34 protein-coding genes and 1 pseudogene are annotated in these 26,530 nt (G+C 70.7%); 5 read left to right on the top strand and 30 right to left on the bottom strand.

Annotated elements, in window-relative coordinates; translation table 11 throughout:
• Positions 1 to 255: 255 nt before the first annotated feature.
• The 16 genes from KZJ41_RS09075 to KZJ41_RS09000 form a co-directional block, all read right to left on the bottom strand.
• A complete protein-coding gene (locus KZJ41_RS09075; RefSeq protein ID WP_251550498.1) occupies positions 256 to 636 on the bottom strand; it encodes a hypothetical protein in 381 nt (126 codons plus the stop codon).
• Positions 633 to 833, bottom strand: coding sequence for a hypothetical protein (locus KZJ41_RS09070; RefSeq protein ID WP_251550496.1), 201 nt, complete (start codon positions 831 to 833; stop codon positions 633 to 635). Before KZJ41_RS09070 ends, KZJ41_RS09075 begins: the two co-directional genes overlap by 4 nt.
• Positions 811 to 1,233 (bottom strand): hypothetical protein, encoded by a 423-nt coding sequence (locus KZJ41_RS09065; RefSeq protein WP_251550494.1) that lies wholly within the window; start codon positions 1,231 to 1,233, stop codon positions 811 to 813. Before KZJ41_RS09065 ends, KZJ41_RS09070 begins: the two co-directional genes overlap by 23 nt.
• A gap of 313 nt (positions 1,234 to 1,546) precedes the next feature.
• Positions 1,547 to 2,101 carry a hypothetical protein gene (locus KZJ41_RS09060; RefSeq protein WP_251550492.1) on the bottom strand — a complete coding sequence of 185 codons (555 nt, stop codon included), beginning with the start codon at positions 2,099 to 2,101 and terminating at the stop codon, positions 1,547 to 1,549.
• 81 nt (positions 2,102 to 2,182) lie between these two features.
• On the bottom strand, positions 2,183 to 2,368 hold the full coding sequence (locus KZJ41_RS09055) for a hypothetical protein (RefSeq protein WP_251550490.1): 186 nt from the start codon (positions 2,366 to 2,368) through the stop codon (positions 2,183 to 2,185).
• 1 nt (position 2,369) lies between these two features.
• A complete protein-coding gene (locus KZJ41_RS09050; protein ID WP_251550488.1) occupies positions 2,370 to 3,125 on the bottom strand; it encodes a PD-(D/E)XK nuclease family protein in 756 nt (251 codons plus the stop codon).
• Complete coding sequence (locus KZJ41_RS09045; RefSeq protein ID WP_251550486.1) at positions 3,122 to 3,316, bottom strand: flagellar FlbD family protein; 195 nt, start codon at positions 3,314 to 3,316, stop codon at positions 3,122 to 3,124. The genes KZJ41_RS09050 and KZJ41_RS09045 overlap by 4 nt, the downstream gene beginning before the upstream one ends.
• On the bottom strand, positions 3,313 to 3,498 hold the full coding sequence (locus tag KZJ41_RS09040; protein ID WP_251550484.1) for a hypothetical protein: 186 nt from the start codon (positions 3,496 to 3,498) through the stop codon (positions 3,313 to 3,315). Before KZJ41_RS09040 ends, KZJ41_RS09045 begins: the two co-directional genes overlap by 4 nt.
• Positions 3,495 to 3,644 carry a hypothetical protein gene (locus KZJ41_RS09035; RefSeq protein ID WP_251550482.1) on the bottom strand — a complete coding sequence of 50 codons (150 nt, stop codon included), beginning with the start codon at positions 3,642 to 3,644 and terminating at the stop codon, positions 3,495 to 3,497. Before KZJ41_RS09035 ends, KZJ41_RS09040 begins: the two co-directional genes overlap by 4 nt.
• Complete coding sequence (locus KZJ41_RS09030) at positions 3,641 to 3,805, bottom strand: hypothetical protein (protein WP_251550480.1); 165 nt, start codon at positions 3,803 to 3,805, stop codon at positions 3,641 to 3,643. The genes KZJ41_RS09035 and KZJ41_RS09030 overlap by 4 nt, the downstream gene beginning before the upstream one ends.
• A 22-nt stretch (positions 3,806 to 3,827) precedes the next feature.
• The gene (locus KZJ41_RS09025) at positions 3,828 to 4,334 is read right to left on the bottom strand and encodes a WhiB family transcriptional regulator (RefSeq protein ID WP_251550477.1); all 507 of its coding nucleotides are present in this window, start codon (positions 4,332 to 4,334) and stop codon (positions 3,828 to 3,830) included.
• Positions 4,335 to 4,337: 3 nt separating this feature from the next.
• On the bottom strand, positions 4,338 to 4,532 hold the full coding sequence (locus tag KZJ41_RS09020; protein WP_251550475.1) for a hypothetical protein: 195 nt from the start codon (positions 4,530 to 4,532) through the stop codon (positions 4,338 to 4,340).
• Positions 4,529 to 4,693 (bottom strand): hypothetical protein, encoded by a 165-nt coding sequence (locus KZJ41_RS09015; RefSeq protein ID WP_251550473.1) that lies wholly within the window; start codon positions 4,691 to 4,693, stop codon positions 4,529 to 4,531. Before KZJ41_RS09015 ends, KZJ41_RS09020 begins: the two co-directional genes overlap by 4 nt.
• 10 nt (positions 4,694 to 4,703) lie before the next feature.
• Positions 4,704 to 5,006 carry a hypothetical protein gene (locus tag KZJ41_RS09010; RefSeq protein WP_251550471.1) on the bottom strand — a complete coding sequence of 101 codons (303 nt, stop codon included), beginning with the start codon at positions 5,004 to 5,006 and terminating at the stop codon, positions 4,704 to 4,706.
• Between the two features lie 408 nt (positions 5,007 to 5,414).
• Complete coding sequence (locus KZJ41_RS09005; RefSeq protein WP_251550469.1) at positions 5,415 to 5,711, bottom strand: hypothetical protein; 297 nt, start codon at positions 5,709 to 5,711, stop codon at positions 5,415 to 5,417.
• Positions 5,712 to 5,730: 19 nt separating this feature from the next.
• Positions 5,731 to 6,015 (bottom strand): hypothetical protein, encoded by a 285-nt coding sequence (locus tag KZJ41_RS09000; protein ID WP_251550467.1) that lies wholly within the window; start codon positions 6,013 to 6,015, stop codon positions 5,731 to 5,733.
• Between the two features lie 321 nt (positions 6,016 to 6,336).
• Here KZJ41_RS09000 and KZJ41_RS08995 point away from each other — a divergent pair, with 321 nt between their 5' ends.
• Complete coding sequence (locus tag KZJ41_RS08995) at positions 6,337 to 6,891, top strand: hypothetical protein (RefSeq protein ID WP_251550465.1); 555 nt, start codon at positions 6,337 to 6,339, stop codon at positions 6,889 to 6,891.
• A gap of 249 nt (positions 6,892 to 7,140) precedes the next feature.
• On the opposite strand, the gene KZJ41_RS28490 is transcribed toward KZJ41_RS08995, so the two are convergent.
• Positions 7,141 to 8,553, bottom strand: coding sequence for a recombinase family protein (locus tag KZJ41_RS28490; protein WP_306430611.1), 1,413 nt, complete (start codon positions 8,551 to 8,553; stop codon positions 7,141 to 7,143).
• Positions 8,554 to 8,627: 74 nt separating this feature from the next.
• Between KZJ41_RS28490 and KZJ41_RS08985 the strand changes: the two are divergent.
• Positions 8,628 to 9,716: pseudogene (locus KZJ41_RS08985) on the top strand (amino acid permease); the annotation flags it as partial.
• Between the two features lie 38 nt (positions 9,717 to 9,754).
• Here the strand turns inward: KZJ41_RS08985 and KZJ41_RS08980 are convergent.
• The 11 genes from KZJ41_RS08980 to KZJ41_RS08930 all read right to left on the bottom strand — a co-directional run bounded on the left by KZJ41_RS08980 (position 9,755) and on the right by KZJ41_RS08930 (position 22,982).
• Positions 9,755 to 11,305, bottom strand: a complete 1,551-nt coding sequence (locus KZJ41_RS08980) for a substrate-binding domain-containing protein (protein ID WP_251550954.1) — start codon at positions 11,303 to 11,305, stop codon at positions 9,755 to 9,757.
• A gap of 153 nt (positions 11,306 to 11,458) precedes the next feature.
• Complete coding sequence (locus KZJ41_RS08975) at positions 11,459 to 12,724, bottom strand: CdaR family transcriptional regulator (RefSeq protein WP_251550463.1); 1,266 nt, start codon at positions 12,722 to 12,724, stop codon at positions 11,459 to 11,461.
• A 130-nt stretch (positions 12,725 to 12,854) separates the two neighbouring features.
• On the bottom strand, positions 12,855 to 14,273 hold the full coding sequence (locus tag KZJ41_RS08970; protein ID WP_251550461.1) for an acyl-CoA synthetase: 1,419 nt from the start codon (positions 14,271 to 14,273) through the stop codon (positions 12,855 to 12,857).
• Positions 14,274 to 14,278: 5 nt separating this feature from the next.
• Positions 14,279 to 14,974 carry a hypothetical protein gene (locus tag KZJ41_RS08965; RefSeq protein WP_006933977.1) on the bottom strand — a complete coding sequence of 232 codons (696 nt, stop codon included), beginning with the start codon at positions 14,972 to 14,974 and terminating at the stop codon, positions 14,279 to 14,281.
• A gap of 76 nt (positions 14,975 to 15,050) precedes the next feature.
• Positions 15,051 to 16,070, bottom strand: coding sequence for a proline dehydrogenase family protein (locus KZJ41_RS08960; protein WP_251550459.1), 1,020 nt, complete (start codon positions 16,068 to 16,070; stop codon positions 15,051 to 15,053).
• Positions 16,067 to 17,707 (bottom strand): L-glutamate gamma-semialdehyde dehydrogenase, encoded by a 1,641-nt coding sequence (gene pruA, locus KZJ41_RS08955; protein WP_251550457.1) that lies wholly within the window; start codon positions 17,705 to 17,707, stop codon positions 16,067 to 16,069. Before pruA ends, KZJ41_RS08960 begins: the two co-directional genes overlap by 4 nt.
• Positions 17,708 to 17,827: 120 nt before the next feature.
• Positions 17,828 to 18,913: a succinyldiaminopimelate transaminase gene (gene dapC, locus KZJ41_RS08950; protein WP_043799291.1), complete on the bottom strand. Its 1,086-nt coding sequence runs from the start codon at positions 18,911 to 18,913 to the stop codon at positions 17,828 to 17,830.
• Between the two features lie 35 nt (positions 18,914 to 18,948).
• Positions 18,949 to 19,272, bottom strand: coding sequence for a ferredoxin (gene fdxA / locus KZJ41_RS08945; protein WP_006933964.1), 324 nt, complete (start codon positions 19,270 to 19,272; stop codon positions 18,949 to 18,951).
• A 129-nt stretch (positions 19,273 to 19,401) separates the two neighbouring features.
• Positions 19,402 to 20,103: a hypothetical protein gene (locus KZJ41_RS08940; RefSeq protein WP_044475772.1), complete on the bottom strand. Its 702-nt coding sequence runs from the start codon at positions 20,101 to 20,103 to the stop codon at positions 19,402 to 19,404.
• On the bottom strand, positions 20,100 to 22,733 hold the full coding sequence (locus KZJ41_RS08935; protein WP_029542348.1) for a bifunctional FO biosynthesis protein CofGH: 2,634 nt from the start codon (positions 22,731 to 22,733) through the stop codon (positions 20,100 to 20,102). Before KZJ41_RS08935 ends, KZJ41_RS08940 begins: the two co-directional genes overlap by 4 nt.
• 60 nt (positions 22,734 to 22,793) lie before the next feature.
• On the bottom strand, positions 22,794 to 22,982 hold the full coding sequence (locus KZJ41_RS08930; protein ID WP_006933961.1) for a hypothetical protein: 189 nt from the start codon (positions 22,980 to 22,982) through the stop codon (positions 22,794 to 22,796).
• A gap of 174 nt (positions 22,983 to 23,156) precedes the next feature.
• Between KZJ41_RS08930 and KZJ41_RS08925 the strand changes: the two genes are divergently transcribed.
• The 3 genes from KZJ41_RS08925 to KZJ41_RS08915 are packed head-to-tail and all read left to right on the top strand — an operon-like array spanning position 23,157 to position 25,917.
• Complete coding sequence (locus KZJ41_RS08925; RefSeq protein WP_044475775.1) at positions 23,157 to 23,636, top strand: PH domain-containing protein; 480 nt, start codon at positions 23,157 to 23,159, stop codon at positions 23,634 to 23,636.
• Positions 23,633 to 25,186, top strand: a complete 1,554-nt coding sequence (locus KZJ41_RS08920; protein WP_168579369.1) for a PH domain-containing protein — start codon at positions 23,633 to 23,635, stop codon at positions 25,184 to 25,186. The genes KZJ41_RS08925 and KZJ41_RS08920 overlap by 4 nt, the downstream gene beginning before the upstream one ends.
• Entirely contained in the window at positions 25,183 to 25,917 is a 735-nt protein-coding gene (locus KZJ41_RS08915) for a uracil-DNA glycosylase (protein WP_006933956.1), read from the top strand. Before KZJ41_RS08920 ends, KZJ41_RS08915 begins: the two co-directional genes overlap by 4 nt.
• Here the strand turns inward: KZJ41_RS08915 and KZJ41_RS08910 are convergent.
• Entirely contained in the window at positions 25,880 to 26,317 is a 438-nt protein-coding gene (locus KZJ41_RS08910; RefSeq protein ID WP_251550455.1) for a hypothetical protein, read from the bottom strand. The two genes, KZJ41_RS08915 and KZJ41_RS08910, sit on opposite strands and share 38 nt — an antisense overlap.
• 52 nt (positions 26,318 to 26,369) lie before the next feature.
• The gene (locus KZJ41_RS08905) at positions 26,370 to 26,528 is read right to left on the bottom strand and encodes a hypothetical protein (RefSeq protein ID WP_006933951.1); all 159 of its coding nucleotides are present in this window, start codon (positions 26,526 to 26,528) and stop codon (positions 26,370 to 26,372) included.
• Between the last annotated feature and the right edge of the window lie 2 nt (positions 26,529 to 26,530).

Below are 26,530 nucleotides of genomic sequence, written 5' to 3'. Positions count from 1 at the left end.
GAGCTTCTCGCCACAGACGCTGCAGTAGCGATGAAGCTCCGGCACTTTCGGCATGTGGGCCGGGTTGGTCATCCGAGAATCTTCCGTGCATGGTCCCAGCGGAGCCGGAACCCGTCGTAGTCGCAGCGCCGACAGTGCGGTGCCGTCTCTGTTGCCCGGATCTCATGGAATCGGAACCGGGTGATCTTGCGGCAGCCTGTGCAGCGCATGCCGATCCACTCCGACTCGTGGTTCACGCTGAACAGCGCGCCCATGTCAGATCTCGCGTGGGATCTGATCGACCTGGTGCCGGACCGTGTCGGTGTACGCGCCGAACACATGGAAGAACAGGTTGACCTCCCACATGAGCTGGCTCTGCCGCTCGAAGACCTCCAGGCCCTCCAGCTCCTGGTACAGCAGCTCATGCACGTAGATGTACCGGCTCATCACGACCTGGGCGTCGATCACCCGGATGTCGGCCGGATCCTCGACGCCCAGTACCTCGGTGGGGGACTTCGGGACGTATCCGTCCAGGGACTGCACGAACAGCACCACGAACTGCTCCCCGGTCCAGTAGGTGGCGTTGCGGTGCAGGAACTGGATGGTGGTGGCCAGGTCGGCCAGCTCATGGATTTTCTCGATGACGGACAACGTCATTCCCCTTCCTCGGGGGTGGATGTGAACAGGATGGGCTCGCCCCTGTGGTTGGCGAGCAGGTGCGGCGCCGGATGATGACCGGCGTCCAGATGGCAGGGCATGATGAGCCGGGTGACGTCGACCTCGCTGTCCCACTCGATGTGGGGCGCGACGACATAGAAGTCGCAGTTGCTCTCACCCGAAGGCGATCGGCTCATCCATGTCCACCCAGTAGGGGGCCGTACTGCGGACCTGCTCCTGCAGTGCCTCCCGCTGCTCCTCGGTGAGGGCCGGGTCGTACTGGGAGATGATCAGCTCCAGATCCGCAATGCTGTTGCTGAAGTAGAACAGCTCGTCGGCCTGCCCGGTGGTGAGCGCGAAGTAGCCGGTGGCCCACGTCTCCACGGTCTCCAGGTCGCCGTCGGCGTCGATCACCAGACTGTTGGCGAAGTGAGACTGGTCCAGGGCGGGATGCGCCCAGCGCACGGCGGGGCAGCGGTCAGCGGCGGTCCCGGCGTAGCACATCCCGGTCTCGCAGCGCCAGGTTCTCTGGTTCCAGGATTCGGGGTGTGCCTTGATGTAGTCGAGCGTGTCGGAAAGTCGTTGGTAGTTCGGCATCAGGTAGTCCGTACATGATCAGGTCGCGCGTCGTCTCAACTTGACGGAGGCGGACATAGGTGGTGGCAACGAAGAGGATCAGTCGCATCAGCGCAGCCAGCATGCTGAAGATGAGTACGACGATCGAGGCGGTCACGGAGAAGACCACGGTGGCTATCTTCAGGCAGCCAGCCAGGACTCCCTCCCATGCGATGTCGGCCCCCTCACCGCTGGCGCGGTGGCGGCCGGATACTTGCTCTTTCTGCCTGTGCTGCATGGCGGTACAGCAAAGGGGCGGCAACCGAAGTCGCCGCCCCTTTGCTGGGATCCGTTCCTACTTCTGCAGTGCCGCGATGGCTGCGAGCACCTCAGGGGTGAGGGCTGACGGATCGATGCCGCCCGCCGGGGCCGCAGCAGACGCCGCCGGAGCGGCAGCGGTCTGCGGCTGGACCGTCTTCTCTGCCAGGAAGTTCGCGGCAGGAGCCACGTACTCGGCCTGGTAGAGCTTGGGCGGGTTGAAGCCCCGAGTCTCCTGCTTGCCGTCGGCGTAGTACTTGACGGTCAGCCGACCGCCGACCTCCAGCTTCTTCGCACCGGCACGCTTGATGGCGGCCGAGACGGCGGACTTCATGTTCGACTTGATGAACAGCCGACGCTCGCCGTCGTCCTCGGGGTCCTCGGGATCCCGTTCGTCCGTCTGCAGCGAGACCACCATCTGCAGCATGGGGTTCCCGTCCTTGTAGGTCTTCAGCTCGCCCGTGGGTTCACGCTGCTGCATGATCTCGGGTGCGCTGATGACCTCGCCCGACACCACGGTGCCGACGGTCGGGAAGGACGCCGACTTGGCGCCGCCCATGAGGAAACGATCCGGGTCGATGAACTCAGACATTCACTTACTCACTTTCACAGGGGATGGATCTGATGGGGTCACAGATCCTAAGGCCTGGCGGACCTTTCGCCGCCAGGAGTCTCATGAGGGGTCGAACGGGATCTCAACCGAGAGGCCGTTGTTGCTGATTCCCACGCGGGTGCTGTTCAGGCCCCCGATCGCGCGGACTTGCTTGCAGAAGTCCTCGATACGGGTCAGCTCGGCGCATCCGTTCTTGGCGGTGTTGAGCCAGGCCGTGCGGGCCAGATTCAGGGGTGGTCGGTCCATTTCACTTTCCTGGGCAGTTGTAGGGGCCGGGCTCGGCAGACTTGAACGGGCAGTACTGGCACGAGTCCTCGGACGGGGTGTGCGGAATCAGCGCGAACCGTTCCGGGTGCTCGACGACCTGGAGCTGGTCGGACAGCGCGATGATCTGGTGGTAGCGGTCGATGGTGTCCAGCGCGAGCTGTCGATCGTAGGGCTCCGACCACAGGTGCGAGTACCGGAGCAGGGATCCGACCGGCATCACACAGATCGCGACGTTCTTCACCTCGAACCCGGCTCGCTCGTAGCCGAGTCCGTATGTGTGGAGCTGACCCCGGTAGGTGCCGCGCGGGCCGTTCTTCAGCATCTTGTCGCTGGACGCCTTGCCCAGGTTCTTCCAGTCGACCACGGTCTTGGTCTCGTGGTCGTACAGGTCGCAGTGACCGTGGAAGCCTTCTGCAGGAAAGACTTCCCGCTCGTGCTCCCACCGATTCCAGCCCAGCTTCTCGTTCATCTGGCCAGCGAACTCGTCGAAGATGGTGTGCAGCGCGGTGCCGGTCAGGGACGGCAGCGGGTCCACGAAGTTGGGCTTGCCGTGTTCCTTCGCGAAGGTCAGGTAGGCCAGCTTGCGGGCGCACCCGTCGCCGATCTCGGACGGCCCCAGCTCGACCTGGTTGTGGCGCGGGATGCTCATGTACCCGTTCCAGATCATGGCCCGCAGATCCTCGAGCAGCGCGTCGGGGTCGAACCTGTCGACGTCGAAGAAGGCTTCCTGGGTCATGAGTGGACCGCCCGACGCAGTATCGCTTCGATCTCCTTGGGAGTTTCCTTCACGTGGTAGGTGACTCCATTCAGGGTGGAGATCTGGGTCTCGTCCGCCCTGAGCGGGGCACCGATCACCGAGTTGATCTGGTCGACACGCAGATACAGCGGCCTGCCCCTGTGGCTGGTCAGCTTGATGAATCCGATCATGAGATCCCATTCCGTTTCATGAATTGGTGGGTGCGGTGCAGGGCGCCTGCAAAGGTGTGGGCGGCGGCGACATGGCAGAAGACCTCACCGTCGGCCTTCATGAGCTTGACCTGCCAGCGGTTGGCGCCGAGTTCCTTGTGCTTGCAGCGGATCTGCAGGTAAGGCTTGGCGCGCGTTCTCATCGGGCGTACCTCGCGCAGGTCAGGCAGTAGTGGAAGCCCACGATCCTGAGGGCCTCTTCGTCCTTCTCGATCGTGAACTGGCAGAGATCGCAGCGGGTGTCGACTGCGACGACCACGATCCGGGCCTCGCGGCCGAGTCTGGTCACTGCAGCACCTCGGCGGGGTAGACGACGGCATCACCCTCGTGGCGGTGTCCGGCGAGGGTGGCGACCCGGCCGCCGGGCAGGACGGTCCAGTAGTTGCCGTCCAGGTCGCGGATCGCGGTGCTGGGCTTCAGGTCCAGCAGGCCGTCCTCGGACCACACCATTCCCTGGAAAATTCCTTGCATGTCAAAGCCTTTCGAGTTCGTAGCAGGACTTGCAGAAGTAGGCGCCGCGCAGGCCCGGACGGATCTCCTCCCGGCCCGGCCAGGACTCGGGATCGGATCCGTCCGGCCGCAGACCGGCACCGCAGGCCGAGCAGCGTCGGTCTGCGTAGCGGCGCCGGGCGCGGGTCAGCTTCTGTTCGTCGGTCAGTGCCGGACGCGAGACCGGCTTCACCGTGCCGATGACGCTCAGGTCGCCGCCGGACGCGATGACGGCGTCCAGCTTGGCCCGGCTGGTCTTGGTGGCGGCGCCGCCCTTGTTGTAGATCATCGGCACCCCGGACCGGATCACGTCCGTGTCGGAGTGCTGACGCGCGGCCAGCGCACACTCGAGGGTCACCGGACACCCCGAGCACAGTTCGATCGCCCGCCGCTGCAGGCGCTCGGAGCGGACACTGCCGTAGCTGTCCAGCTCCCAGGGACCGGGATCCTGGCCCCTGCACTTCGCCCGGAGGCGCCAGTTCTCGTCCATCGGTCAGATCAGCCCCAGCATGGCCAGGACGTCCTCGGCCTCCTCCCGGTCGGCCGAGTTGGCGCACACCGTGAGGGCGGCCCTGCGGCGGTCCTCGTCGGTGATCTCCTGGGGCCGGATGTTCTCGAGGGAGTGTTCGAACGGCGACTGCAGCTCCGGGCTGCCGTAGTACTGCTGGCCGTCCGGGCTGCCGCTCACCGGCGCTGTGCCTTCCGGGCTGCCTTGGCGCGCTTGCCCTTTGCGCGGCGGCGGGCCCGCTCCTCGACTCCGACGGTGCCCTCGTAGAGCGGCTTGCGCTGCAGGCCGTTGATGATGCCCAGTGCGTACCGGGTCTGGAAGTGCTTGCTGGCTTCGGTCATGGCGGTCTCCTCAGTTGGGGATGTTGATGTCGTCGCGGTAGCGGCGGTCGGGCGGCATGTGGCCGGACTCGTAGTACCGGCGCCAGCCGTCCTTGGTGGCCCAGACGATGGTCTGGACGACGAGACGGTTGGGGTCCTCGTCGGCCGGGACACAGGCGGCGGTGATCCGCCCGTTCCGGCGCATCTGGCTGCCGTAGGTCGGGGACACCCACACCTTGGTGGGTGACTCGATCGCGGCCCTTATCTCCTCCGGGCTGAGGTTCATCTCGACGGCCCGTCGGGTTGCATGGTGCGTCAGCACATAGTCGGTCATGTCTCTCCAGGGATGGTGGTGGAGAGCGGACGCCGGGGAGTCGATTCGCCCGGCGTCCGCTCATCGTGCTCCGGCCCGGCTCAGACGGGCGGGCAGGTCAAATTCCCTGCGCGGAGCTACCTTTGAGTATTTTTCGACGCAACCGGCTTGCTTTACCTGCCAGGAGTCTGTCCCTCCCACCGACCTGTGGGCCATCCTGGCGTGTGGGCACCCACCCGAGGTCGAGTGTGATGGGGCGCCCGTATCGTCTGCCGTCCGCTGTATTCGGTATCACCCGTCCCCCGTGCGATGAGGGGTGCGCTCTTGTCACCTGCTGACCACCAGGGCATGACTGACCCAGTGATCTCGTGTGCGCTTGGTACGGGGTAGCTGCTTGGGGATCCGCGAGCTACGGGCGGAAGACTGTGGTCAGGCTGCGCGGAGCTTGGCCGCTGCGGCCCGGAAGGTGTCGACGACCGTGTCGGCCGTCATGTCCTCGCGGTCGTTCCAGGCGACGACAGCGCCGTCGGTGAACTCCGTGAGGTGGCAGAGAGCGTGGTGGAGCTGGTGACGCTCGATCGGCCGGGGAAGTGCGTCGACCAGGGCCTGGAAGGCGCACCGTTCGCCGTGGGGGCCGTATCCGGTGGACTGGGCCCAGCCGTCGCGGCTGATGAGGGTGGCGGCCTGGTCGAACGAGTCGGCGATGAGGGTGTCGAGAGTATGCATGGCTGGAATTTCCCTCCAACTAGGGTCGAAAGTCCCTATCCCTGGGTGGTTCGACCCTGGTCAGGTATTCGGCGAGTAAAGACTTGAGTAGGACAGCGTCGTGGACTGACAGGCTGTACGGCCCAAGTTCAAGTGCTGAGCCCAACAGTTCGGTATCAACGATCCGTACCGGTAGGTTTATGTGGGCTCCAAGTTCGTCGACTCGTAATGTAACGCTGCCGAGCCGGGCGACGATATGCCTAGAGCCCTGTAGCTCCGACACCACTCTGGTGTCCCGGTCCGCGTCGAACTCCTGGCCGTCCATGATGGTTTCCTTGCCTCATGAAACCCGAGATCATGGCGGCAACTCTGTCGATGGTGGAGTCGGGAGCCTTCGGGATTTCCCTTGTGCGCCTAAGGTTTTCGCTGTCCGCCTGGGGGGCGGTGGTGTTTGTCATGGCACCAACATTAGACCCAGCTCACACCACTTCCAAGACCTGAACTAGGGTTGGAATACACGTGAAGTGTTGGTTGAGACTTTGGTCTCGTCGTGGTCTCAGAGTGTGGTCTTTACTCAAGCCTTTGGTAACACCATGGAATCAAACCAAGAGTTGCCTCAGGCTGGGGGCTGGTGGATGATCGGTCCATGAACCCGCCAGATCGCAAGCATGTGCTTGCAGACGCCATTAGATCCCGACGCAACGAACTGGGGCTGCGCCAGGACGAGCTACGCGAGTTCGGCGGCCCGTCGGCCCAGACCGTCCTCGACTACGAGGCCTGCAAGATTCCCGACGAGCCGCAGGCGCGCACCCTGCAGGGATTCGATCGGGCCCTGCGGTGGAAGATCGGTACGTCGTACCGCATCCTCAACACCGAGGGCGCCGAGCCGGTCCCGGCGGACGTCGCCGAAGACCGGCGGGACGCCCAGAGGTTCCAGGCGACCTTCCAGCCTGTCCTCGGCAACACGGCGCCCGACGACCCCTGGGTGCCGGTCCGGGCCTCCCTCATCAAGGATCTGTCCATGAAGGCCTCCAAGCTGCTGGTAGCGGCCCGGCTCGAGCAGTGCCCTCCCGGTCATATGGAGTACATCACCGGCATCCACGGCATCGCGGGCGACATGCTCGCCCTGGCCATCGGCGTAGAGTTGGGTGACGACGAACTCATGAATTTGGTTTCCAAGCTCTCCGGCCAAGGGCAGTGACCCTGGCGGAAGAGGGGAAGGGGTGTATTGGATCGATGAGCAGCAACGATCGGTGGGTCATACCCTCGACGATGCTGCGCCAGATCCGCGACCTGCTCGCCGAAATGTGTACATGCGACTCGGAGGGGCAGCAGGTGCAGCATCGAGAGGAGGAGGAGTCCAATTCCTCCCGCTGCGGGGAGCGCCCACCCCATCCACAGAAGAACCGCCCGGCCTGAATTGGTCGGGCGGTTCTTCGTTTTGCGGCTGTCACTCCCGCCAGGAGATGTCCACCGTCTCCGCGACGTCGTAGTTGCGGCGTCCCCGGCCTGCGGGCCGGATGACGACACTCAGGGCCGCCCGGAGCACCTCACGCTGCTGCGCGAAGCTCAGGGCCTCCCACCGCTGCCTGGCATCCGGCCCGGCCACCTGGGCCAGCACCGGGTCCACCATGTAGCTGTTGGCCCGCGCCTCGGCCGCATCGATCTGGGGCTGCAGGCGGGACTCGATCGCCCCCAGCGCGCGGCCCGAGATGATCCCCTCGGCGGCCTCCGCGTAGTGCTCCTCGAGCCGCTGCCGCAGCGCCCGCGCGGTCTCCAGGGCGTCCGCCAGTTCGTGGTCGCCTTCGTCCTCGGCCGCACTCAGACGGGCCACCATTCTGGGGTCGGACAGGATCGACAGCATGTACTCGACGGCCAGCTCGTCGACGGCCTGCTGGGGTCGCTGGACGTGCCGCTGGGGCGCCGAGCAGGAGTACATGTCGCGGCCCTTGTAGCCCTTGATCCGTTCGACCCCGGCCCCACACACACCGCACACGGCGATGCCGGACAGCAGTCGGCTGGGGGCGTTGCCGCGCTGGGTCCGGCGGCTCGGGTTGGACAGGATGGCCTGCACCTTGCGCCAGTCGGCCTCGTCGATGAGGGGCTCCCAGTTGGTGCCGGGCCCGACGATCTCGCCCTTGTGAGTCCGCAGCCCGGCATAGGTGGCCCGCCGCAGCAGGTAGCCGAGGCTGGTCTGGGTCCATTTGACGCTGGCCCCGTAGGACGGCACCTGGCGCCGGTTGAAGTCCTGGGCGATGGTGTACAGCGGCTCCCCGGCCAGCACCCGCAGGAAGGCCTCCTGCACCACCGGGGCCTCGGTGGGGTGCGGCACCCGGGCCAGCACCTCCCCGGTGTCGGGGTCCCGTTCGGCCCGGTAACCGAACGGGATCTTCCCGTGCGCCTTGCGGGCCTTCAGGTTGGCCCGGTGCGCACGCAGGATCCGGTCCCGCGCCTTGTCGGCCTCGTAGGCGGAATCGACACTGTCCTGGCGCATGGCCCGCCGGTCTCGGGCCTTGGACGGGTCGTAGATCTCGCCGCTGACGTAGCCGAGGATGACCCCCCGGTCGACGCACAGGTCGATGACGTCCTCGAGTTCGCGGGGCTGGCGGGTGATACGGGAGGGTTCCCAGCAGACCAGGATGTCGCCCGGCCGCAGGGTGGTCAGGAGCTGCTTGTAGCCGGGCCGCTCCTTGCCGCCCCACTGGCTGGCCGAGATGTTGTTGTCGACGACGACCGAGCGCACCGGCCAGCCTTCGCTCTCGCACAGCTCGCGGCACTCGGCCTCCTGTTCGGTGACCGACCGGGCTTTGCCGGTGGTGTCGGCGGAGACGCGGGCATAGATGACTGCTTGGCGATCTGTCATGTGTGTATCCTCGGGGTGAATCCGGCCCCTGACCTGGGGCTCAGCGGCCACCCTACCACAGTGGTATTGACGACTTGGAATGGTTCATGCTCATCATGGTGCTGGGCGTCGAGATCACCGGCGCCTCGGCGATCGTGAGCAGCTGGCTGCCGGGCGTGCCGCAATGGGTGGTGGCCCTGGTGTTCGTCACGTTCTTCGCGGTGGTGAACCTGGCGAAGGTCGCCAACTTCGGCGAGTTCGAGTTCTGGTTCGCGGCGCTGAAGGTCGCGGTCATCATCGCGTTCCTCGTCATCGGCGTGCTGCTGGTGTTCGGTCTGCTGCCGGACACCGAGCCGGTGGGACTGACACACCTGCTCGGCGACGGCGACGGTTTCGCCCCCAACGGGCTCGCCGGTATCGCCGCCGGCCTGCTGGCCGTCGCCTTCGCGTTCGGCGGCATCGAGATCGTCACCATCGCCGCGGCCGAGTCGCGCGACCCCGAGCGGTCCATCGCGACCGCGGTGCGCACCGTCGTGTGGCGCATCAGCCTGTTCTACCTGGGCTCGATCTCGATCATGGTGCTGGTGCTGCCGTGGACGTCGGCGAGCGGGGAGACCTCGCCGTTCGTGAGCGTCCTCGACATCGCCGGCCTGCCGTACGTGTCGGGCTTCATGGAACTCGTCGTGGTGATCGCCCTGCTGTCGGCGTTCAACGCCAACGTCTACGGCACCTCACGCATGGCGTACTCCCTCGCCCGGGGCGGCGACGGCCCGACCGTGCTCGCGAAGCTCTCCCGCACGGGTGTTCCCCGCAACGCCGTGCTGCTGTCCGTGTTCTTCGGGTTCGTTTCGGTCCTGCTCAACTGGTGGCTGCCGGAGGACATCCTCGGCATCCTGCTCAACGCGGTCGGCTCCGCCCTGCTGGCGATCTGGATCTTCATCGTCGTCTCGCACCTGCGGCTGCGGCCCACGCTCGAACAGGAGGGCCGCCTCACCGTCCGGATGTGGGCGTTCCCCTACCTGAGCTGGCTGACCCTGGCCATGCTCGGCGCGTTCATCGTGCTCATGCTGTTCGACTCCGCCGCGCGGATACAGCTGGCCTCGACGGCGGTGCTGTTCCTGTTCATCGCCGCGGTGTCCCGGCTGTGGCAGCGCCGGAGCCGGTCCCGCACCGCGGCGCGGTAGTGCCGGAGGCGCGGTAGGTCCGGGGGTGGCCGGCGGCCTCAGCGCTCGCCGCGGTCGGCGAGGGCGTTGACGAAGACGTTCGCGATGTCCGCGGGGTCGCGGGCGACGTAGCTCGAGCCGCCGGTCACGCGGGAGATCTCGGCGAGGGTCTGCGCATCCGCGTCCTCCGTGATGCCGATCGTCACGACGATCACCGGCCGTGCCGGGTCCTGCTCCCGCGCGAGGATCTCGAGGAGCTGCGCCTCGGTGATGCTGTCCGGATCCTCGTTCGCTCCGTCGGTGAGGACGATGACGCTGTTGACCGCGCGCGGGTCGTAACTCTGCTGCACGGCGCGGAACGCCGCGAGAGTCGTGTCGTACAGGCCGGTGCCACCCCCGACCAGACCGGGCACCTTCTCCGCCTGGGCCGCCATCACCTCACGCTGGGTGCGCCCGTCCACGTCGGTGTCGTACCGCCGGATCGGCACCAGCTCGAGATAGTCCTGGCCGTCACCGCCGAGGTCCTGCGAGAACGCCCACAGCCCGGCGGAGACGCTGTCGGGGAACATCGCATTGCCCGCGAGGGCGGCCCGCACCGTCAGGTCCATCCGGGTGCCGTCGCCGGCGGGAAACCGCATCGAACCGGACACGTCGATCGCGACGAGCGTGCGGATCGGCAACGCCATCAGCGACCAGGCGCCGAGCGCCTCCTCCGCCATCGCCTCGTCCCGCAGCGACAGCAGCGGCACGCCCCCGATGCCGCGGCCGTCGGGCAACGGCTCGCCGTCGGGCCCGCGGAACCCGTGGTCGTGGAACACGTCGAGGGCCTTCTCCGTGCCCAGCACCTCGATCAGTACCCGTGCGGCGTCCGTCGCGCGATGGTGCCGGTCGGGCACCGGCGACGTCACCACCACCGGATACTCCAGCAGGATGCTGCCGTTGTCCGGTACCCGCGCCTCGAGGGCCGACTCGTTCGCCGTCGTGAAGGCCAGCACCTGCTGCTCGGTGGCGACGCCGATGCCGTCGGCGCCGATCGTCGCCAGCAGGTCGGCGCCGCTGGGCGCCTCCTCGGTGCGGATGCTCTCCTTCTGGGCCAGGGGCACCATGGCGGTGCGCACCGTGCCGACGGCGACGGGGTCGTCCTGGGTCTCGGCCAGGGCCGCCCGGATCGGGGCGGCGGCGACACCGGTCCGCAGCGGGTTGCCCAGCACCAGATCCGGGATCGCGAGGGCGGCACGCCAGCTGGACACCTCCGGAACCGCCCCCGGGGGCCCGACCAGCACCGCGGGGGTGCTCGCGACCGCCCCGGCGATCATCTGTACCGGCCCGGCGGCGGTCGGTGCCGCACGACTCGCCCACCACCGGGCATCGGGAATCCACAGGTCGGGCGCGTCGATCCCCTTGCCGAGCAGCCCGGCGACGTCCCCCGGTTCGGCGGTGTCGACCGTGAACTCGTAGCAGTGGGTGTCCGCGTTTTCCGAGAGGACGGAACTCACGGCCGGTTCGATGCTCGGAGCGACGGCGAGGCGGTACTGCTCGACGGTGTCGCATCCTCCGGTCAGGGCGCGGACGACGCCGACTCCGGCCGCCGCGAGCACTACCACCACCACCGCTCCGACGACTGCGACAACCCGGGTCGATCGGCCGTCACGTGCCGTCCGCACGCTGTGGCGGCCTCCTGCCATGTGGTCCTCCCCTGCCGGTGCCGGGCCGCGCCGCACACACCGTCGTCATGATCTGCGCCACATCGTAACGGTCCGGTCTCACGTGCCGTCGAAAGGTGAGCCGCCGGCTGCCGCTCCGCTCTGGAGGCGCCGCGCGACGAGCGCGGCGTGCAGGTGGCGCAGCCCGGAGGGGACGGTGGGATCGAACCCGGTGAGCTGCGCGACCCGCTTGAGCCGGTAGTCGACGGTGTTGGCGTGCACGTGCAGGCTCCGCGCGGTGCGCTGGCGGCTCAGTTCGTGGGCGATGTGGGTCTCGAGGGTCTCGACCAGCTCGGGCGCGTCGGCGAGCGGTTCGAGCACCCGCACGAGGTGCTCGCGGGCCGGCCCGGGCCGGGTGAGCTGATACTCGAACGCGAGGTCCTGCATCCGGTACACGCCGGCGGGCCGGCGCAGATGGCCGACCAGTTCGAGCAGCTCGTGCGCCTGGTGCGCCGCGGCGGGGATGCCCGGGACGTCGGACTCGACGAGCGAGACCGTCAGCGGCACCCCCGCGGCACGCGCGACCTGCTCGTAGAGCGCGGTGCGGATGTGGTCGGCCGGGGTGTCGCCGAGCAGCACGGTGCCGCCCTCGGGTCCGAGCATGGTCAGCTGCCGGCCGTCGCACACCCGGTCCAGCTCGGTCTCGAGCCGCCGCAGGGTACGCCGCGCGACGACCTCCGGCCGCACGTGCGGATTGCGCTCGTCCGGGTGCCGGCCCAGCCGCACGCCCAGCACCGTGTACCGCTCGGCCAGCTCGAGCCCGGACCGGCGCGCGACGGCGGCGGCGTCCTGCCCGCCGAGCAGGGCCGTCACGAGCTCCTGGGCCGCGACGTCGCGGTTGCGGCGCATCGCCTCGAGTTCGGCGACGAACCCGGTGGTCGCGGCGACGGTGACGCGTTCGAGCAGCGCCATCCACAGCCGCGACGCCGCGGCGACCGACTCGACGTCGCCCTCGCGGGCCCGGGCGGTGACGAGTTCCCAGCCCAGCCGGATGCCCTCGTGGTAGATGCGCAGCATGTATTCCAGACGGAACCCGGCGCGCGCCCACTGGGCGGCGCTGCTGCGCAGCTCCGACAGGTCGGCGTCGGTCGGCAGCTCCCCCGTGTCGAGCACCTGGATCGCCAGGCGCAGGCACCGGACGGTGATCTCGGTGACGTCGCCGCGCAGGGCTTCGCCCGGTTGCAGCGAACACGGCGCGACGTTGTCCGCGAAGTGCGCGACCAGCTTGCGGGCGACGGCGCGCAGGTCCCGCAGCGGGACCGAGGCGGGCCTTCCGTCGACGACGAACGCCACCCCGGACCGCGAACCGTATTCGGACACCGACATTCCGCGGAACCCCCCATGACTCCGGAAAGAGACGAACTTACTCTGCCGTAGGAAGGTACGTGGCCCGGGCGAATCGGACAAGGGCCCGCAGAGACCTGGCTCACACCCGGCGGCGGCGACGGGCCGAGACTCAGGTCAGCAGCTGCTTCTTCTGGACCTTGCCCATCGCGTTGCGCGGGAGGGTGTCCACCACCCGCACCTCCCGCGGCCGCTTGTGCACGGAGAGCTGACGGGCCACGAGCTCGATCAGCGCGCCCGGGTCGACGGCCGGGCCGTCCGGGGCGGGCACCACGAAGGCGACGATGCGCTGGCCCAGGTCGTCGTCGGGGACGCCCACCACCGCGACCTCCCGCACGGACGGATCGCCGAGCAGCACGGTCTCGATCTCGCCGGCCCCGACCCGGAAGCCGCCGGACTTGATCAGGTCCGTCGACTCGCGACCGACGATGCGGTGGAACCCGCCCGGATCGATCGCCGCGACGTCGCCGGTGACGAACCACCCGTCCGGGGTCCACGCCGCGGCCGTCGCGTCGGGACGGTTCAGGTAGCCGTCGAACAGCATCGGCCCGCGCACCTGCAGCCCGCCGATGCTCTCCCCGTCGCGGGGGACGTCGTTGCCGTGCTCGTCGCGCAGCCGGGTTTCGACCCCGCGCACCGGAGTACCCACCCATCCGGGCCGGCGCTCCCCGTCGACCCGGGTGCTGAGCGTCAGCATCGTCTCGCTCATCCCGTACCGCTCGATCGGGGTCAGCCCGGTCAGCTCGCGCAGGCGCTCGAACACCGGGACGGGCAGCGGCGCGCTGCCGGACACGAGCAGCCGCGCACCGCTCAGGGCTTTCGCGGATTCCTCGTCCTCCACCACGCGGGACCACACCGTCGGCACCCCGAAGTACAGGGTGCCGTGCGCCTGCGCGTACGCCTCCGGGGTGGGCCTGCCGGTGTGGATCAGCCGGCTGCCGACGCGCAGCGGACCGAGCACGCCGAGGATCAGGCCGTGCACGTGGAACAAGGGCAGCCCGTGCACCAGCGTGTCGCGTTCGGTCCAGTCCCACGCCTCGGCCAGCGCGTCGATCCCGGCCGCGATCGCGCGGCGGCTCAGCAGCACGCCCTTGGGCGCGCCGGTGGTGCCGGAGGTGTAGAGCACGAACGCCGTGCGGGACGGATCGGGTTCCGGGTGACTGTGCCAGTCGCGGGCGTGCAGCCGCACCGGCACCACCGGCAGGCCGGGTTCGTCCGGCGCGTCCCCGAGCCACGCCTGAGCTCCGGAGTCGCGCAGGATGTGCTCCCGTTCCGCGGGGCCGGAGTCCGGTGGCACCGGGACGACGGTGACCCCGGCGAGCAGGCAGCCCACCACCGCGATCACCGTCGTCGCCGTCGGCGCGGCGAGCACCGCGAGACGTTCGGCTCCGCCGATGCGGCGGGCCAGGGCACCGGCCGCGCCGAGGATGTCGCTGCGCGAGAGCGTGTGCCCGTCGATGCGGACCGCGTCGGGCAGGTCGTCGCCGCGCGCGACGGCCAGGGGGTTGAGGGAACGAAGCAGCGAAGACACGTCGGTCAGGATCGCACAGCCGCCGCGAGGGCGGCGCGGCGCGGCGGCGCCACCGTCCCGAGCACCGCGCCGAGCAGCACACCGACGAGGACGGCCACGCCGTGCCCGTCACCGGCCACCACCAGCACCGCGCCGGCGAGGCCGATGCCGACGGCGGCCGCGAGCACGGCCCCGCGGGCGCCGACCGCCAGCCACAGGCCCGCGATCGACCCCGCGACCGCGAACGACGCGCCCGAGCTGCCGGCACCGGTCGACGGCGACACGAACGCGGTGAACAGCCCGAACAGCAGCTGGCTCACCGCGAACAACCCGACCGCCCGGCCCGGGCCCCACACCCGCACCGCGACGGTCGCGACGACGGCGAGGAGGAGCAGATTCACCAGGGTGACGAACACGCCGCCGTCCTGCACGAGCACCGAGGTCAGGACCCGCCACCATTCGTCCTCGGCGCGGATCCGCAGCGGGTCGCGGCCGAACGTCCCGAGCAGCGACGGCACGGCCAGGCGCAGCAGCGACGGGACCGCGACGACGAGCCACAGCACGAGCGCGGTCACCGGCGGCGGCCACAGCAGCTGACCCGGCGGGGGCCACCACACCAGCCGCCCCGGCGGCGCGCACCGACGCTGCGCGAGCAGCACCGCGAGGGCCGCGACGAGGGCGAGCAGGAGCACCGAACCGGGGTCGGCCTCCGAGGTGCTCACGGGCGTCAATGTACCTGCGGACGTACCCGGCGTCCGGTTCCGTCGACGGCGGGTCCGCTCCCCCGGCGCCGGACGTTCAATCCCGTGACACCACCGAGCGCAGGAAGAACCGCAGGTTCGACGGCCGCTCCGCGAGCCGCCGCATCAGGTACCCGTACCACTGGGCCCCGTAGGGGACGTACACCCGCATGCGCAGGCCGGCGCCGGCGAGCCGGCGCTGTTCGAGGTCGCGGATCCCGTACAGCATCTGATGCTCGAATCCGTCCGGGCCGCGGGCGTACTCGGCGGCGAGCGGTCCCGCGGCCGCCACGATCGCCGGGTCGTGCGAGGCCACCATCGGATAGCCCTGCCCGGCCATGAGCACCCGCAGGCACCGCAGGTACGAGGCGTCCACCTCGGCGGAATCCTGGTACGCCACCGACGCCGGTTCGCGGTAGGCGCCCTTGCACAGCCGCACCCGCGAGCCCGGACCGGACAGGTCCCGGCAGTCCGCCTCGGTGCGGCGCCGGTAGGCCTGGAGCACGGCACCGACCCAGGGGAAGTCCTCGCGCAGCCGCCGCACGATCGACAGGGTGGCGTCGGTGGTGGTGTGGTCCTCGGCGTCGACGGTGACCCACACCCCCGCCGCGGCGGCGGCCGCGCAGATCTGCCGGGCGTGCCCGAGCGCGATGCCGGGGCCCTCGGTGCCGAGGGCCAGGCCGAGCGCGGTGAGCTTGACCGACACCTCCACCGCCGGCATCGGGGCATCGCGCTCGACCAGCGGAGCCAGGTCGGCGATCAGCGCCTCGTATTCGGCGACGATCGCCCGGGCCTGCGCGAGATCGGTGGTGTCCTCCCCGAGGTGGTCGATGCTCACCGCCCGTCCGGTGCCGAGCAGGGCCTTCGTGGCCGCCAGCGCGTCGGGGCGGGTGTCCCCGGCGACGAACCGGTCGACGAGCCGGCGTGTCGGCGGCGCCGTGGTGACCAGCGCCCGGACGCGGGGCGACTTCGCGGCCGCGAGGATCACCGGCCGCAGCGGGTTCGACGCCAGCCGCGGCAGCGCCCGCGACGTCACGGGCGGCGACGGCAGCGGTTCCGAGGCGACCACGGACCTCACCCGCCCTTCATGTGCGGGTACCGGTAGTCCGTCGGTGGCACGAACGTCTCCTTGATCGTCCGCGCCGACACCCAGCGCAGCAGGTTCAGCGGCGAGCCCGCCTTGTCGTCGGTGCCGGACGCCCGGCCGCCGCCGAAGGGTTGCTGCCCCACCACCGCGCCCGTGGGTTTGTCGTTGACGTAGAAGTTGCCGGCCGCGAACCGCAGCGCGGCGGTGGCCTCCTCGACGGCCGCGCGGTCCTCGGCGATCACCGAGCCGGTGAGCGCGTAGGGGGCACCGCGGTCGACGAGGTCGAGCACCCGCCGCCACGCGTCCGGCTCCGCGTCGTCGTAGACGTGCACACTCAGCACCGGACCGAAGTACTCCGTGCACATCGACTCGTCACCCGGATCGTCGGTGAGCAGGACGGTGGGCCGCACGAACCAGCCGACCCACTGGTCGTACCCGCCGCCGACGGCGATCTCGATCGACTCGCGGTCGCGGGCCCGCTCGAGGGCGCCGACGACCTTCTCGTAGGCGGTCCGGTCGATCAGGGCGCCGCCGAAGTTCGACAGGTCGGTCACGTCGCCGTAGGTCAGGCTCTCGACCTCGTCGAGGAACTCGGTGCGCATGCGCCGCCACAGGGAGCGGGGCAGGAACGCCCGCGACGCCGCCGAGCACTTCTGCCCCTGATATTCGAAGGCCCCCCGGATCAGGGCCGTGGACAGCACGCCCGGATCGGCCGACGGGTGCGCGAGGACGAAGTCCTTGCCGCCGGTCTCCCCCACCAGCCGCGGATACGTGCGGTAGCCGTCGATGTTGGCCCCGACCTCCCGCCACAGGTGCTGGAACGTCCGGGTCGACCCGGTGAAGTGGATACCGGCCAGCCGCGGATCGCGCAGGAGCACCTCCGACGCGACCCGGCCGTCCCCGGTGATCAGATTGATCACGCCCGGCGGCATCCCCGCCGCCTCGAGCAGGCGCATCGTCCAGTACGCCGACAGGGACTGCGTCGGTGCGGGCTTCCACACCACGGTGTTGCCCAGCAGCGCCGGAGCGGTGGGCAGGTTCCCGGCGATCGCCGTGAAGTTGAACGGGGTGATCGCGTACACGAACCCCTCGAGCGGCCGGTAGTCCATCCGGTTCCACACACCCGGCGACGAATACGGCTGGTCGGCGAGCAGCACCCGGGCGAAGTGCACGTTGAATCGCCAGAAGTCGACCAGTTCGCACGGCGCGTCGATCTCCGCCTGCTGCACCGACTTGGACTGGCCCAGCATGGTGGCGGCCGCGATCGTCTCCCGCCACGGCCCGGCCAGCAGGTCGGCGGCCCGCAGCAGCACGGCCGCGCGGGCGTCGAACGACATCTCCCGCCACGCGGGGGCCGCGGCCGTCGCCGCCTCGACGGCCGCCGTCGCCTCAGCCGGGGTGGCGTTGCGCAGGGTGCCGAGCACCGCGTGATGGTTGTGGGGCTGCACGATGTCGAAGCGATCGCCCTCACCGTGCACGTGCTCGCCGCCGATGACGTGCGAGACGTCCACCGGTTCGGCCGCCAGCTCCTTCAGCTTGGCGGTCAGACGCTCCCGCTCCGGGCTGCCGGGAGCGTAGGTGTGGACCGGCTCGTTGGCCGGCGCAGGAACTGCAGTGACGGCGTCCATGGGGCCTCCCTGGGCCCAGGGTAGCGCCGAACACGGCGTCGCATACGGCAATCCTGCTCGGGCAGCGTCGCTTCCGCCGCGCGCCGCCGCGCGCGCATCACATCAGCCGGTGCGCGCACATCACATCAGCCGCTGCGCGGCGGCCGCGATCCTCTCGTCCGAGGCCGTCAGCGCGATCCGCACGTGCTGGACGCCGCCGGGACCGTAGAACTCGCCCGGGGCCACGAGGATCCCGCGTTCGGCGAACCAGTCCACCGTCGCGCGGCACTCCTCGCCGCGGCTCGCCCACAGGTACAGGCCGGCTTCGGAGTGATCCACCGTGAACCCGGCACCGCGGACGGCCGCGAGCAGCACCTCGCGGCGCTTGCGGTACAGCTCGCGCTGCGCGTTCTCGTGTTCGTCGTCGTTCAGCGCGACGGTCATCGCCGACTGGATCGGCAGCGGCACCATCATGCCGGCGTGCTTACGCACCTCGAGCAGGTCCGCGACGAGTTCGGCGTCGCCGGTGACGAAGCCGGCGCGGTAGCTGGCCAGGTTCGACGTCTTCGACAGCGAGTGCACCGCGAGCAGGTTCGTGTGGTCGCCGTCGCACACGCTCGGGTGCAGGATGGACAGTGCCTCACCCTCCCAGGTCAGGCCCAGGTAGCACTCGTCGGAGACGACGATCGCGTCCCGGCTGCGCGCCCAGTCCACCACCTTGCGCAGGTGTTCGAGGCCGAGCACCTTGCCCGTCGGGTTCGACGGCGAGTTCACGAACACCAGCGCCGCGCCCTCGGGTCCCAGGCGGTTGAGGCCGTCGGCACGAATGATCCGCGTGCCGGCGAGCAGCGCTCCCACCTCGTACGTCGGGTACGCCAGCTCGGGGATCACCACCAGGTCGCTGCCGCCGAGGCCGAGGAGGCTCGGCAGCCACGCGATCATCTCCTTGGTGCCGATGGCCGGCAGGATCGCGGACGCGTCGATGCCGGTGACGCCGTAGCGTCGGGCCAGCGCCCCGACCGCGGCGGCGCGCAGCGCTTCCGTGCCGTGGGTGGTCGGATACCCGGATTCCTCCGCGACGGCGAGCAGCGCCTCACGGATGACCGGGGCGACGGGGTCGACGGGGGTGCCGACCGAGAGATTGACGATGCCGCCGGGGTGCGCGGCCGCCTTCTCCTTCGCGCCGGTCAGCGAGTCCCACGGAAAGTCCGGCAGGCTCGCGGCCACCGAACGACGAGTGCGCGTCACGGTACCGCCGATCACTATTCCTCGCCCATGGGCGGCAGGGCCTTGACGAACGGCGGGTCGTAGTCGACCTTGCCGAGCTTGGCGGCGCCACCCGGGGATCCGAGATCGTCGAAGAAGTCGACGTTGGCCTTGACGTACGCGCTCCACTCGTCCGGCACGTCGTCCTCGTAGAAGATCGCCTCGACGGGGCACACCGGCTCGCAGGCACCGCAGTCCACGCACTCGTCCGGATGGATGTACAGCATGCGACCGCCCTCGTAGATGCAGTCGACCGGGCATTCCTCGATGCACGCCTTGTCCAACACGTCCACGCACGGTTCCGCAATCGTGTACGTCACTGGTGTTCTCCCTGCCTCTCTGGTCGCCCGCCCACCTGCACGGTCACGCCGAATCGGGGCGCGCTCCGCGTCCGTCGACGTCCAGTATCCCCCGCCGCGGGGACACCCCTCCGAGTTAGGGTGCCCTGACTAGATGGGCCCCGGCTGGGCGCCCAGCCACTGCTGCCCGTCCGCGGCGGCCCGGGACAGGGCGGACCGCTCGCCGACGTATCCGGCCAGTGCCCCCACCAGCGGCAGCACGCCGAGCGCGCGCCACGCGCCCGACGGCTGCGGACGCCGCGCGAGTTCCGCGTTCACCGCGCGGACCAGGTCGATCGTCGACCGCACCGGACGCCGCACCCACGACAGCGGTGTCCCGGTTTCGCCCGTGCCGAGGAGGTCGCGGCGGCACAGCACGGCCGCGAGCATCCGCACCTGGCGGTCGCGGTCGTGGATTCCGCGTTCCCGGGCGACGGCGAGCAGCACGACCGCCTGGTTCACGAAGCCGAGCGCGTCCTGCAGCGGCAGCATCCGGCCCACCACCCCGAGCATGCCGGGGAACGCGACGGGCAGCGTCGAGACCGAGCCGAGCCCGCCGACCCACCAGTTCACCCGCTCCTGTTCCGACGCGGCCGCCCACGCCGCCGTGCCCGGCACGCGACCGGCGTCGAGCACGGCCGCGGCCGCGTCGAGCACCTGCTCGACCGGGGTCCGCTCCCGCACCGTGGGCACGAACGTGCGGGCCTTGAGACCGAACGGGTCGAGGTACGCCAGGTCGAACAGCGGCCCGACGCCCGCGGCGGTCGCGTCCAGGGCCGCCACGACGACCCCGTCGCCCAGCCTGGGGCTCACCGGCCGGCCCCGCTGAGGGCGCCCCCGTCGACAGCGAGCGGCGCGTAGGCGGTGCTCCGCTGACGGGCCGGGCGACCGATGCCCTCGGCGATCGCCACGAGTTCCGCCACGGTCTTCTCCGAGCCGTGCTGGGAACCCGCCATCCGGGAGATCGTCTCCTCCATCAGGGTGCCGCCGAGGTCGTTGGCGCCGCCCTGCAGCATCGCCTGCGTGCCGGCGACACCGAGCTTGACCCAGCTGGTCTGGATGTTGTCGATCCGGCCGTGCAGCATGATCCGCGCCAGCGCGTGCGCGGCGCGGTTGTCGCGCAACGTCGGACCGGGCCGCGACGCGCCGGCCAGGTACAGCGGCGACGACTGGTGCACGAACGGCAGCAGCACGAACTCCGTGAAGCCGCCGGTGCGGTCCTGGATCCCACGCAGCACGTTCAGGTGCCCCACCCAGTGGTGCGGCTGGTCGACGTGGCCGTACATCATCGTCGAGCTGGACCGCAGCCCCACCTCGTGTGCGGTGGTGACCACCTCGATCCACTCCGCGGTGGGCAGCTTGCCCTTGGTGAGCACCCAGCGGACCTCGTCGTCGAGGATCTCCGCGGCGGTGCCGGGGATCGTGTCGAGGCCGGCCTCACGCAACTCGGTCAGCCAGTCGCGGACGGACACGCCGCTGCGGGAGACGCCGTTGGCGATCTCCATCGGGGAGAAGGCGTGCACGTGCATCGACGGCACCCGCTCCTTGACCGCGCGGACCAGGTCGGCGTAGCCGGTGACGGGCAGTTCCGGGTCGATGCCGCCCTGCATACACACCTCGGTGGCACCGGCGACGTGCGCCTCCCACGCCCGGTCCGCGACCTCCGCGGTGGACAGGGTGAACGCGTCGGCGTCGCCCTTGCGCTGCGCGAACGCGCAGAACCGGCAGCCGGTGTAGCAGATGTTGGTGAAGTTGATGTTCCGGTTGATCACGTACGTGACGTCGTCGCCGACCGTGTCCCGGCGCAGCTGGTCGGCCAGGGCGACGACCGCCTCGAGGCCGGGCCCGTCGGCGTGCGCGAGGGCGACGTACTGGGCGTCGGTACAACCGGCGGGGTCCTTCTCCGCGGCGCGCAGCGCCGAGAGCACGTCCCCGTCCAACCGCACCGGGGCATTCGCGCCGAGTGCGAGGACCTGCTCGCGCACGGTGTCCCAGTCGCCGAACGCGCTGCCGAGGTCGGAGCGGTACTCGGTGTTGCGCCCGGTCACGTCGATCTCGGAGTTCAGATCCACGCGGCCGCTGGACTCCCAATCGAGGTCGGGCTCCTGCCACGGCTGCCCCTGCGGGGTCACGTCCCGGGCCAGACCGGTCGCCGGGTCCGCCAGCGCGCGCACGTGGGCGGCGATCCGCGGGTCGATCCACGGCTGCCCGGCCAGCACGTACTGCGGCTGGGCCGCGATCCGCTCGGTGAGGGTGAACCCGGCGTCGGCGCTGATCCGTGCGAGCGCGTCCAGGTTCGGCCACGGCCGTTCCGGGTTGACGTGGTCCGGGGTCAGCGGTGAGACCCCGCCCCAGTCGTCGACGCCCGCGGCGAGCAGCGCGCGGCACTCGTCGGCGGCGACGAGGTTCGGCGGCGCCTGGATGCGCATGGACGGGCCGAGCACGAGCCGGGCCACGGCGATCGCGGCCCGGAACTCGTCGAGTCCGGCGTCGTCCACGTCGCGCATCGCGGTGTCGTCCTTCGCCCGGAAGTTCTGCACGATCACTTCCTGGATATGTCCGAACGCCTTGTGCTGCTTGCGGATTGCCGCGATGGATTCGGCGCGCTCGGTGAGCGTCTCGCCGATGCCGACGAGGATGCCGGTCGTGAACGGCACCGACAGCCGGCCCGCGTCGGTGAGCACCCGCAGCCGCACCGCCGGGTCCTTGTCGGGGCTGCCGTAGTGGCACTCCCCCTGCTCGGTGAACAACCGGGTCGACGTGGTCTCGAGCATCATGCCCATCGACGGGGCCACCGGCTTGAGACGGGACATCTCGGCCCAGCTCATCACCCCGGGGTTCAGGTGCGGCAGCAGCCCGGTCTCCTCGAGTACCCGGATCGCCATCGCGCGCACGTAGTCGAGGGTCGAGTCGTAGCCCCGCTCGTCGAGCCACTGCCGCGCCTCCGGCCAGCGCTCCTCGGGCCGGTCACCGAGCGTGAAAAGCGCTTCCTTGCAACCCAGTTCGGCTCCACGCCGGGCGATGTCCAGGATCTCGTCGGGCTCGAGATACATCCCCTGCCCGGCGGCGCGCAGCTTGCCCGGCACGGTCACGAACGTGCAGTAGTGGCAGCGGTCCCGGCACAGCCGGGTGATGGGGACGAACACCTTGCGGGAATAGGTGACCGTGCCCGGCCGGCCCGCCGCGAGCAGACCGGCGTCGCGCACCCGGGCGGCCGAGGCACACAGGTCCTCGAGATCCGATCCCCGGGCGGCGAGCAGGATCGCGGCCTCGTCGACGTTGAGCGTCGCCCCGTCCCGCGCGCGCCGCAACGCCCGCCGCATGCCCGACGGCGAAACCCGCACAGGATCCGCCGCGGACGACGCGGGCCCGGCCGCGCCGGCGCGGACCGAGGGCAGGGGCAACATCGCGGGCGTGGCACCGTCGTGGGTCGAATCGGTCATTCGCCGATCATGCGCCACCCGCCGTACCCATGCCACCTCGGGGGCACGTCCCCGGCGAACTCACTCGCGGGGATAGTCCTCGTCTCCCGGGACGACCCGGCTCTGCTCGAGAACGTCCGCGGGCTCCACCTCGAGCGGCACCGAGGTCACCTCGTCGTCGGCCGGTTCGTCCTCGGCCGGCATCTCCTGCTCGATCCGATCGGCCTCGGGCAGTTCCGTGTATTCGGTGGTCTCCGATGATTCGGTCACGGCGGTCCTCCTCCTCGTGTCGACTCCGAACCCGGTCGCGGCATTGCCGGGTTTGCTCGCCCGATCAGCTTAGCCTGGAACCGACTGGACACCACCGACGAGGAGAACCGCGTGAACCGGGACGACCCCCCGCCGCCCCCGGCAGCCGGCAGGGCCGCCCCGCCGCCGGTGACGATGGCCGATCCGGCGTGGCGCCCCAGCCCGAGGGCGCGGCTGCTGTGGGCGGTGAGCGCCGCACTGCTGTGGGTGCCGGTCGTGGCCGCGCAGGTGGTGTGGGCGATAGTCGACTCCGGCCGGCACCCGGGTTGGCACGTCGCCGCCGGCGTCGCCACCGCGGTTCTCGCCGTCGCGCACGTGGCCGTGATGCCGCTGTGGCGGTACCGGGTGCACCGCTGGGAGATCACCGACACCGCCGTGTACACGCGCTCGGGGTGGCTCACCCAGGAACGCCGGATCGCGCCGATCTCCCGGATCCAGACGGTCGACACGGAGCGCGGCCCGATCGAACGATGGCTCGGCCTCGCCACCGTCACCGTCACCACCGCCTCGTCCGCGGGCGCCGTGGAGATCACCGCTCTCGACGTCGGGGTCGCCGACGCCACCGCCGCCCGGCTCACCGCGATCGCCGGCAGCAGCCAGGCCGATGCCACGTGAGCGACGTACCCGTGCCGCCGGAGCGGGAGGACGCCCCCGCCCTCGCCGCCGAGGCCGAGCAGCCGTGGTTGCGGCTGGATCCGCGGATGCTGCTGATCCACCCCGTCGAGGAGGTACTGCGGCTGCTGCCGGTGCTGGTGGCGTCGGTGCTGCTCGGCAGCAGCAGCGGCAATCACGGCTGGGGCCTGGCGGTGGCCGCGCTGCTGGTGGTGATCGGCATGCTGCGCTGGTTCACCACGACCTACCGGATCGGACCGGTGCACGTGGAGCTGCGCCGGGGCCTGCTGCAGCGCCAGCTGCTGTCGGTGCCGCGCAGCCGCATCCGGTCCGTGGACGTCGAACAGCGCCTGCTGCACCGGCTGCTCGGGCTGGCGGTGGTGCGGATCGGGACCGGCCAGCGGACCGGCGCCGGACGCGACCGCAACCGGTTCGAGCTGAACGGCCTGGCGGTCGGTGCCGTGCCGGCGCTGCGCGCCGTCCTGCTCAGCACGCACCCAGGGGCGCCGGACGAGGCGGCCGGGGCGGCCGCCCCGGCCGAAACCGCGATCGCCCGGTTCCAGCCGGGCTGGGTGCGCTACGCCCCGTTCTCGACCACGGGGCTGGTCACCGTCGCGGCGGTGGTGGGACTGGCCTTCCAGTACGGGATCGCCGAGCGGCTCGGCGAGTCGGCCACCGTCGAGCGCGGGCTGTCGTCGATCGAGGCCGCCGGCCCGTTCGTCGCCGCCGTGCTCGGCCTGCTCGTCCTGGGCGTGGTGGCGAGCCTGGCGGCGTGCGTGCGGTACGTGCTGCTGTACGCGGACCTGTCGGTCACCGACGACGGGCGGATGCTGCGGGTCGGGCACGGCCTGCTGCGGCACCGGCACACCACCCTGGACCGGCGCCGCCTGCGCGGCGTGAGCCTTCGCGAGCCGCTTGCGCTGCGCCTGGCCGGCGGGGCCCGCCTGGACGCGGTGATGACCGGCGTCGCCGCCGAGCACGGCGAGTCGTCGCTGCTGCTGCCGCCCGCGCCCTCCGCCGAGGCGCGACGGGTCGCGGCAGCGGTACTGCGCGACACGCGGCAGCTCGACGCCCCGCTGCGGCCGCACGGGCCGGCGGCGCGGCGGCGACGGTTCACCCGGGCGCTGAGTCCCGTGGCGCTGGCCGTCGCCGCCGGTGCGACGGCGGTCGCGGTCACCGGCCGCACGGTCCCGGTGGCGGCATGGGGTCCGGCGGTCGCGGCCGTCACGGTGGCGGCGGTGGGGCTGGCGTGGGATCGCTACCGCAGCCTGGGGCATGCCGTGCTGGGGGCGGGGCCGCAGGACGCGACGGCGTGGCTGATCACCCGCGGCGGGTCGCTGGATCGGCGCCGCGTCTCGCTCGAGGCGGACGGCATCATCGGCTGGACGGTGCGGCAGACGTTCTTCCAGCGCCGCGCCGGGGTGGCGACGGTCGTCGCCGCGACCCCGGCCGGTACGGGCCGCTACGCGGTGGTGGACCTCCCCGCGGAGCAGGCGTGGGCGCTGGTCGAGGCGGTCACTCCCGGGGCCGGCGACGGATGGGTGCGCCGATGAACCCGATCGATCGGCCCCCGGACCTGGCCGCGCTCGACGCGCGCCTGATCGAGTGCCGGGCTTGCCCGCGCCTGGTCGCGTGGCGGGAGCAGGTGGGCCGCGAGAAGCGTGCCGCATACCGCGACGAGGAGTACTGGGCGCGTCCCGTGCCCGGGTTCGGACCGGCGGATGCGTCCCTGCTGATCGTGGGCCTGGCCCCGGCCGCGCACGGCGGCAACCGGACCGGCCGGATGTTCACCGGCGACCGCTCGGGCGACTTCCTGTACGCCGCGCTGCACGCGGCGGGCCTGGCGTCGCAGCCCACCGCGACGCACCGCGGCGACGGCCTCGAACTGTTCGGCACCCGCGTCACGTCGCCGGTGCACTGCGCGCCGCCGGCCAACCGGCCGACGCCGCAGGAGCGGGACACGTGCCGCACCTGGCTCGACGCGGAGCTACAGCTGCTGGCGCCGACGTTGCGCTCGGTCGTGGTGCTCGGCGGCTTCGGATGGCGGGCGCTGCTCCCGGTGCTCGACGACGCCGGCTGGGCCGTGCCGCGTCCCCGCCCCGGATTCGGGCACGGCACGGCGGTGGAACTGCGGCCGCGCGGCGACGCTGCGGACCGCAGGCCGCTACACGTGTTCGGTTGCTATCACGTGAGCCAGCAGAACACGTTCACCGGCCGGCTCACCCCGGCCATGCTCACCGCCGTGCTCACGGACGCGGCGCGGGCTGCCGGACTGCGCTCGTGAGCGCGGCCATGCGGGCGACGAACAGGTGCAACCCTGCGGGGGCGAGCGCACCGACCGGCAGCAGCAGGGTCCGCCAGTCGGCGACGAGGAGCTGATCGCCGCCGGAACCGCCGGCCAGGCACACCACGAAGCCGACGATCCACGCCAGCAGCGGCCACGCCGCGCGCGAGGCGGACCCGGTCTCGGCACGCATCGCCATCACCAGGAGCATGTTCGCCGCGCCGGCCAGCACGATCGTGATCGGGAACGGCACCGTGCCGATGTACAGGCCGAGGAAGAACACGGACAGCAGCGCGCAGAGGAAGCCGTCGAAGGTCAGCAGCGCGACGATGCCCGGCCGCGGCTTCGGCGCCGGCGGGGCGGGAGCTTCGGTGGCTGTGGTGGCGGGATCGACCGTCATCGTTCGATAGTGCGCCACCGGCGCGGGTGGGTGGTCACCGGGTCCCGGCCGATCACGGCACCGGCGGGTAGCCCATGAGCGTCAGCACGTGGCTGGCCTGGTCCGCGAATCCGTAGAGCGCCTGGTAGTAGGCGGCGTTGATCTGGTCCGCGTAGGGACGCAGCGAATCGACGAATGCGACGATCTGGTTCTGGACGGACCAGTTGTACATCA

This window comes from Rhodococcus sp. 11-3 (assembly GCF_023704055.1).
Taxonomy (GTDB): domain Bacteria; phylum Actinomycetota; class Actinomycetes; order Mycobacteriales; family Mycobacteriaceae; genus Rhodococcus; species Rhodococcus aetherivorans.
This window is presented reverse-complemented; position numbering and strand designations above follow the sequence as displayed.

Coding starts and splice junctions, on each gene's coding strand:
- KZJ41_RS09075 (WP_251550498.1), bottom strand. CDS start 636: ATGACGTTGTCCGTCATCGAGAAAATCCATGAGCTGGCCGACCTGGCC.
- KZJ41_RS09070 (WP_251550496.1), bottom strand. CDS start 833: ATGAGCCGATCGCCTTCGGGTGAGAGCAACTGCGACTTCTATGTCGTC.
- KZJ41_RS09065 (WP_251550494.1), bottom strand. CDS start 1,233: ATGCCGAACTACCAACGACTTTCCGACACGCTCGACTACATCAAGGCA.
- KZJ41_RS09060 (WP_251550492.1), bottom strand. CDS start 2,101: ATGTCTGAGTTCATCGACCCGGATCGTTTCCTCATGGGCGGCGCCAAG.
- KZJ41_RS09055 (WP_251550490.1), bottom strand. CDS start 2,368: ATGGACCGACCACCCCTGAATCTGGCCCGCACGGCCTGGCTCAACACC.
- KZJ41_RS09050 (WP_251550488.1), bottom strand. CDS start 3,125: ATGACCCAGGAAGCCTTCTTCGACGTCGACAGGTTCGACCCCGACGCG.
- KZJ41_RS09045 (WP_251550486.1), bottom strand. CDS start 3,316: ATGATCGGATTCATCAAGCTGACCAGCCACAGGGGCAGGCCGCTGTAT.
- KZJ41_RS09040 (WP_251550484.1), bottom strand. CDS start 3,498: ATGAGAACGCGCGCCAAGCCTTACCTGCAGATCCGCTGCAAGCACAAG.
- KZJ41_RS09030 (WP_251550480.1), bottom strand. CDS start 3,805: ATGGTGTGGTCCGAGGACGGCCTGCTGGACCTGAAGCCCAGCACCGCG.
- KZJ41_RS09025 (WP_251550477.1), bottom strand. CDS start 4,334: ATGGACGAGAACTGGCGCCTCCGGGCGAAGTGCAGGGGCCAGGATCCC.
- KZJ41_RS09015 (WP_251550473.1), bottom strand. CDS start 4,693: ATGACCGAAGCCAGCAAGCACTTCCAGACCCGGTACGCACTGGGCATC.
- KZJ41_RS09010 (WP_251550471.1), bottom strand. CDS start 5,006: ATGACCGACTATGTGCTGACGCACCATGCAACCCGACGGGCCGTCGAG.
- KZJ41_RS09005 (WP_251550469.1), bottom strand. CDS start 5,711: ATGCATACTCTCGACACCCTCATCGCCGACTCGTTCGACCAGGCCGCC.
- KZJ41_RS09000 (WP_251550467.1), bottom strand. CDS start 6,015: ATGGACGGCCAGGAGTTCGACGCGGACCGGGACACCAGAGTGGTGTCG.
- KZJ41_RS08995 (WP_251550465.1), top strand. CDS start 6,337: ATGAACCCGCCAGATCGCAAGCATGTGCTTGCAGACGCCATTAGATCC.
- KZJ41_RS28490 (WP_306430611.1), bottom strand. CDS start 8,553: ATGACAGATCGCCAAGCAGTCATCTATGCCCGCGTCTCCGCCGACACC.
- KZJ41_RS08975 (WP_251550463.1), bottom strand. CDS start 12,724: ATGTCGGTGTCCGAATACGGTTCGCGGTCCGGGGTGGCGTTCGTCGTC.
- pruA (WP_251550457.1), bottom strand. CDS start 17,707: ATGGACGCCGTCACTGCAGTTCCTGCGCCGGCCAACGAGCCGGTCCAC.
- KZJ41_RS08935 (WP_029542348.1), bottom strand. CDS start 22,733: ATGACCGATTCGACCCACGACGGTGCCACGCCCGCGATGTTGCCCCTG.
- KZJ41_RS08925 (WP_044475775.1), top strand. CDS start 23,157: ATGGCCGATCCGGCGTGGCGCCCCAGCCCGAGGGCGCGGCTGCTGTGG.
- KZJ41_RS08915 (WP_006933956.1), top strand. CDS start 25,183: ATGAACCCGATCGATCGGCCCCCGGACCTGGCCGCGCTCGACGCGCGC.
- KZJ41_RS08910 (WP_251550455.1), bottom strand. CDS start 26,317: ATGACGGTCGATCCCGCCACCACAGCCACCGAAGCTCCCGCCCCGCCG.
- KZJ41_RS08905 (WP_006933951.1), bottom strand. CDS start 26,528: ATGTACAACTGGTCCGTCCAGAACCAGATCGTCGCATTCGTCGATTCG.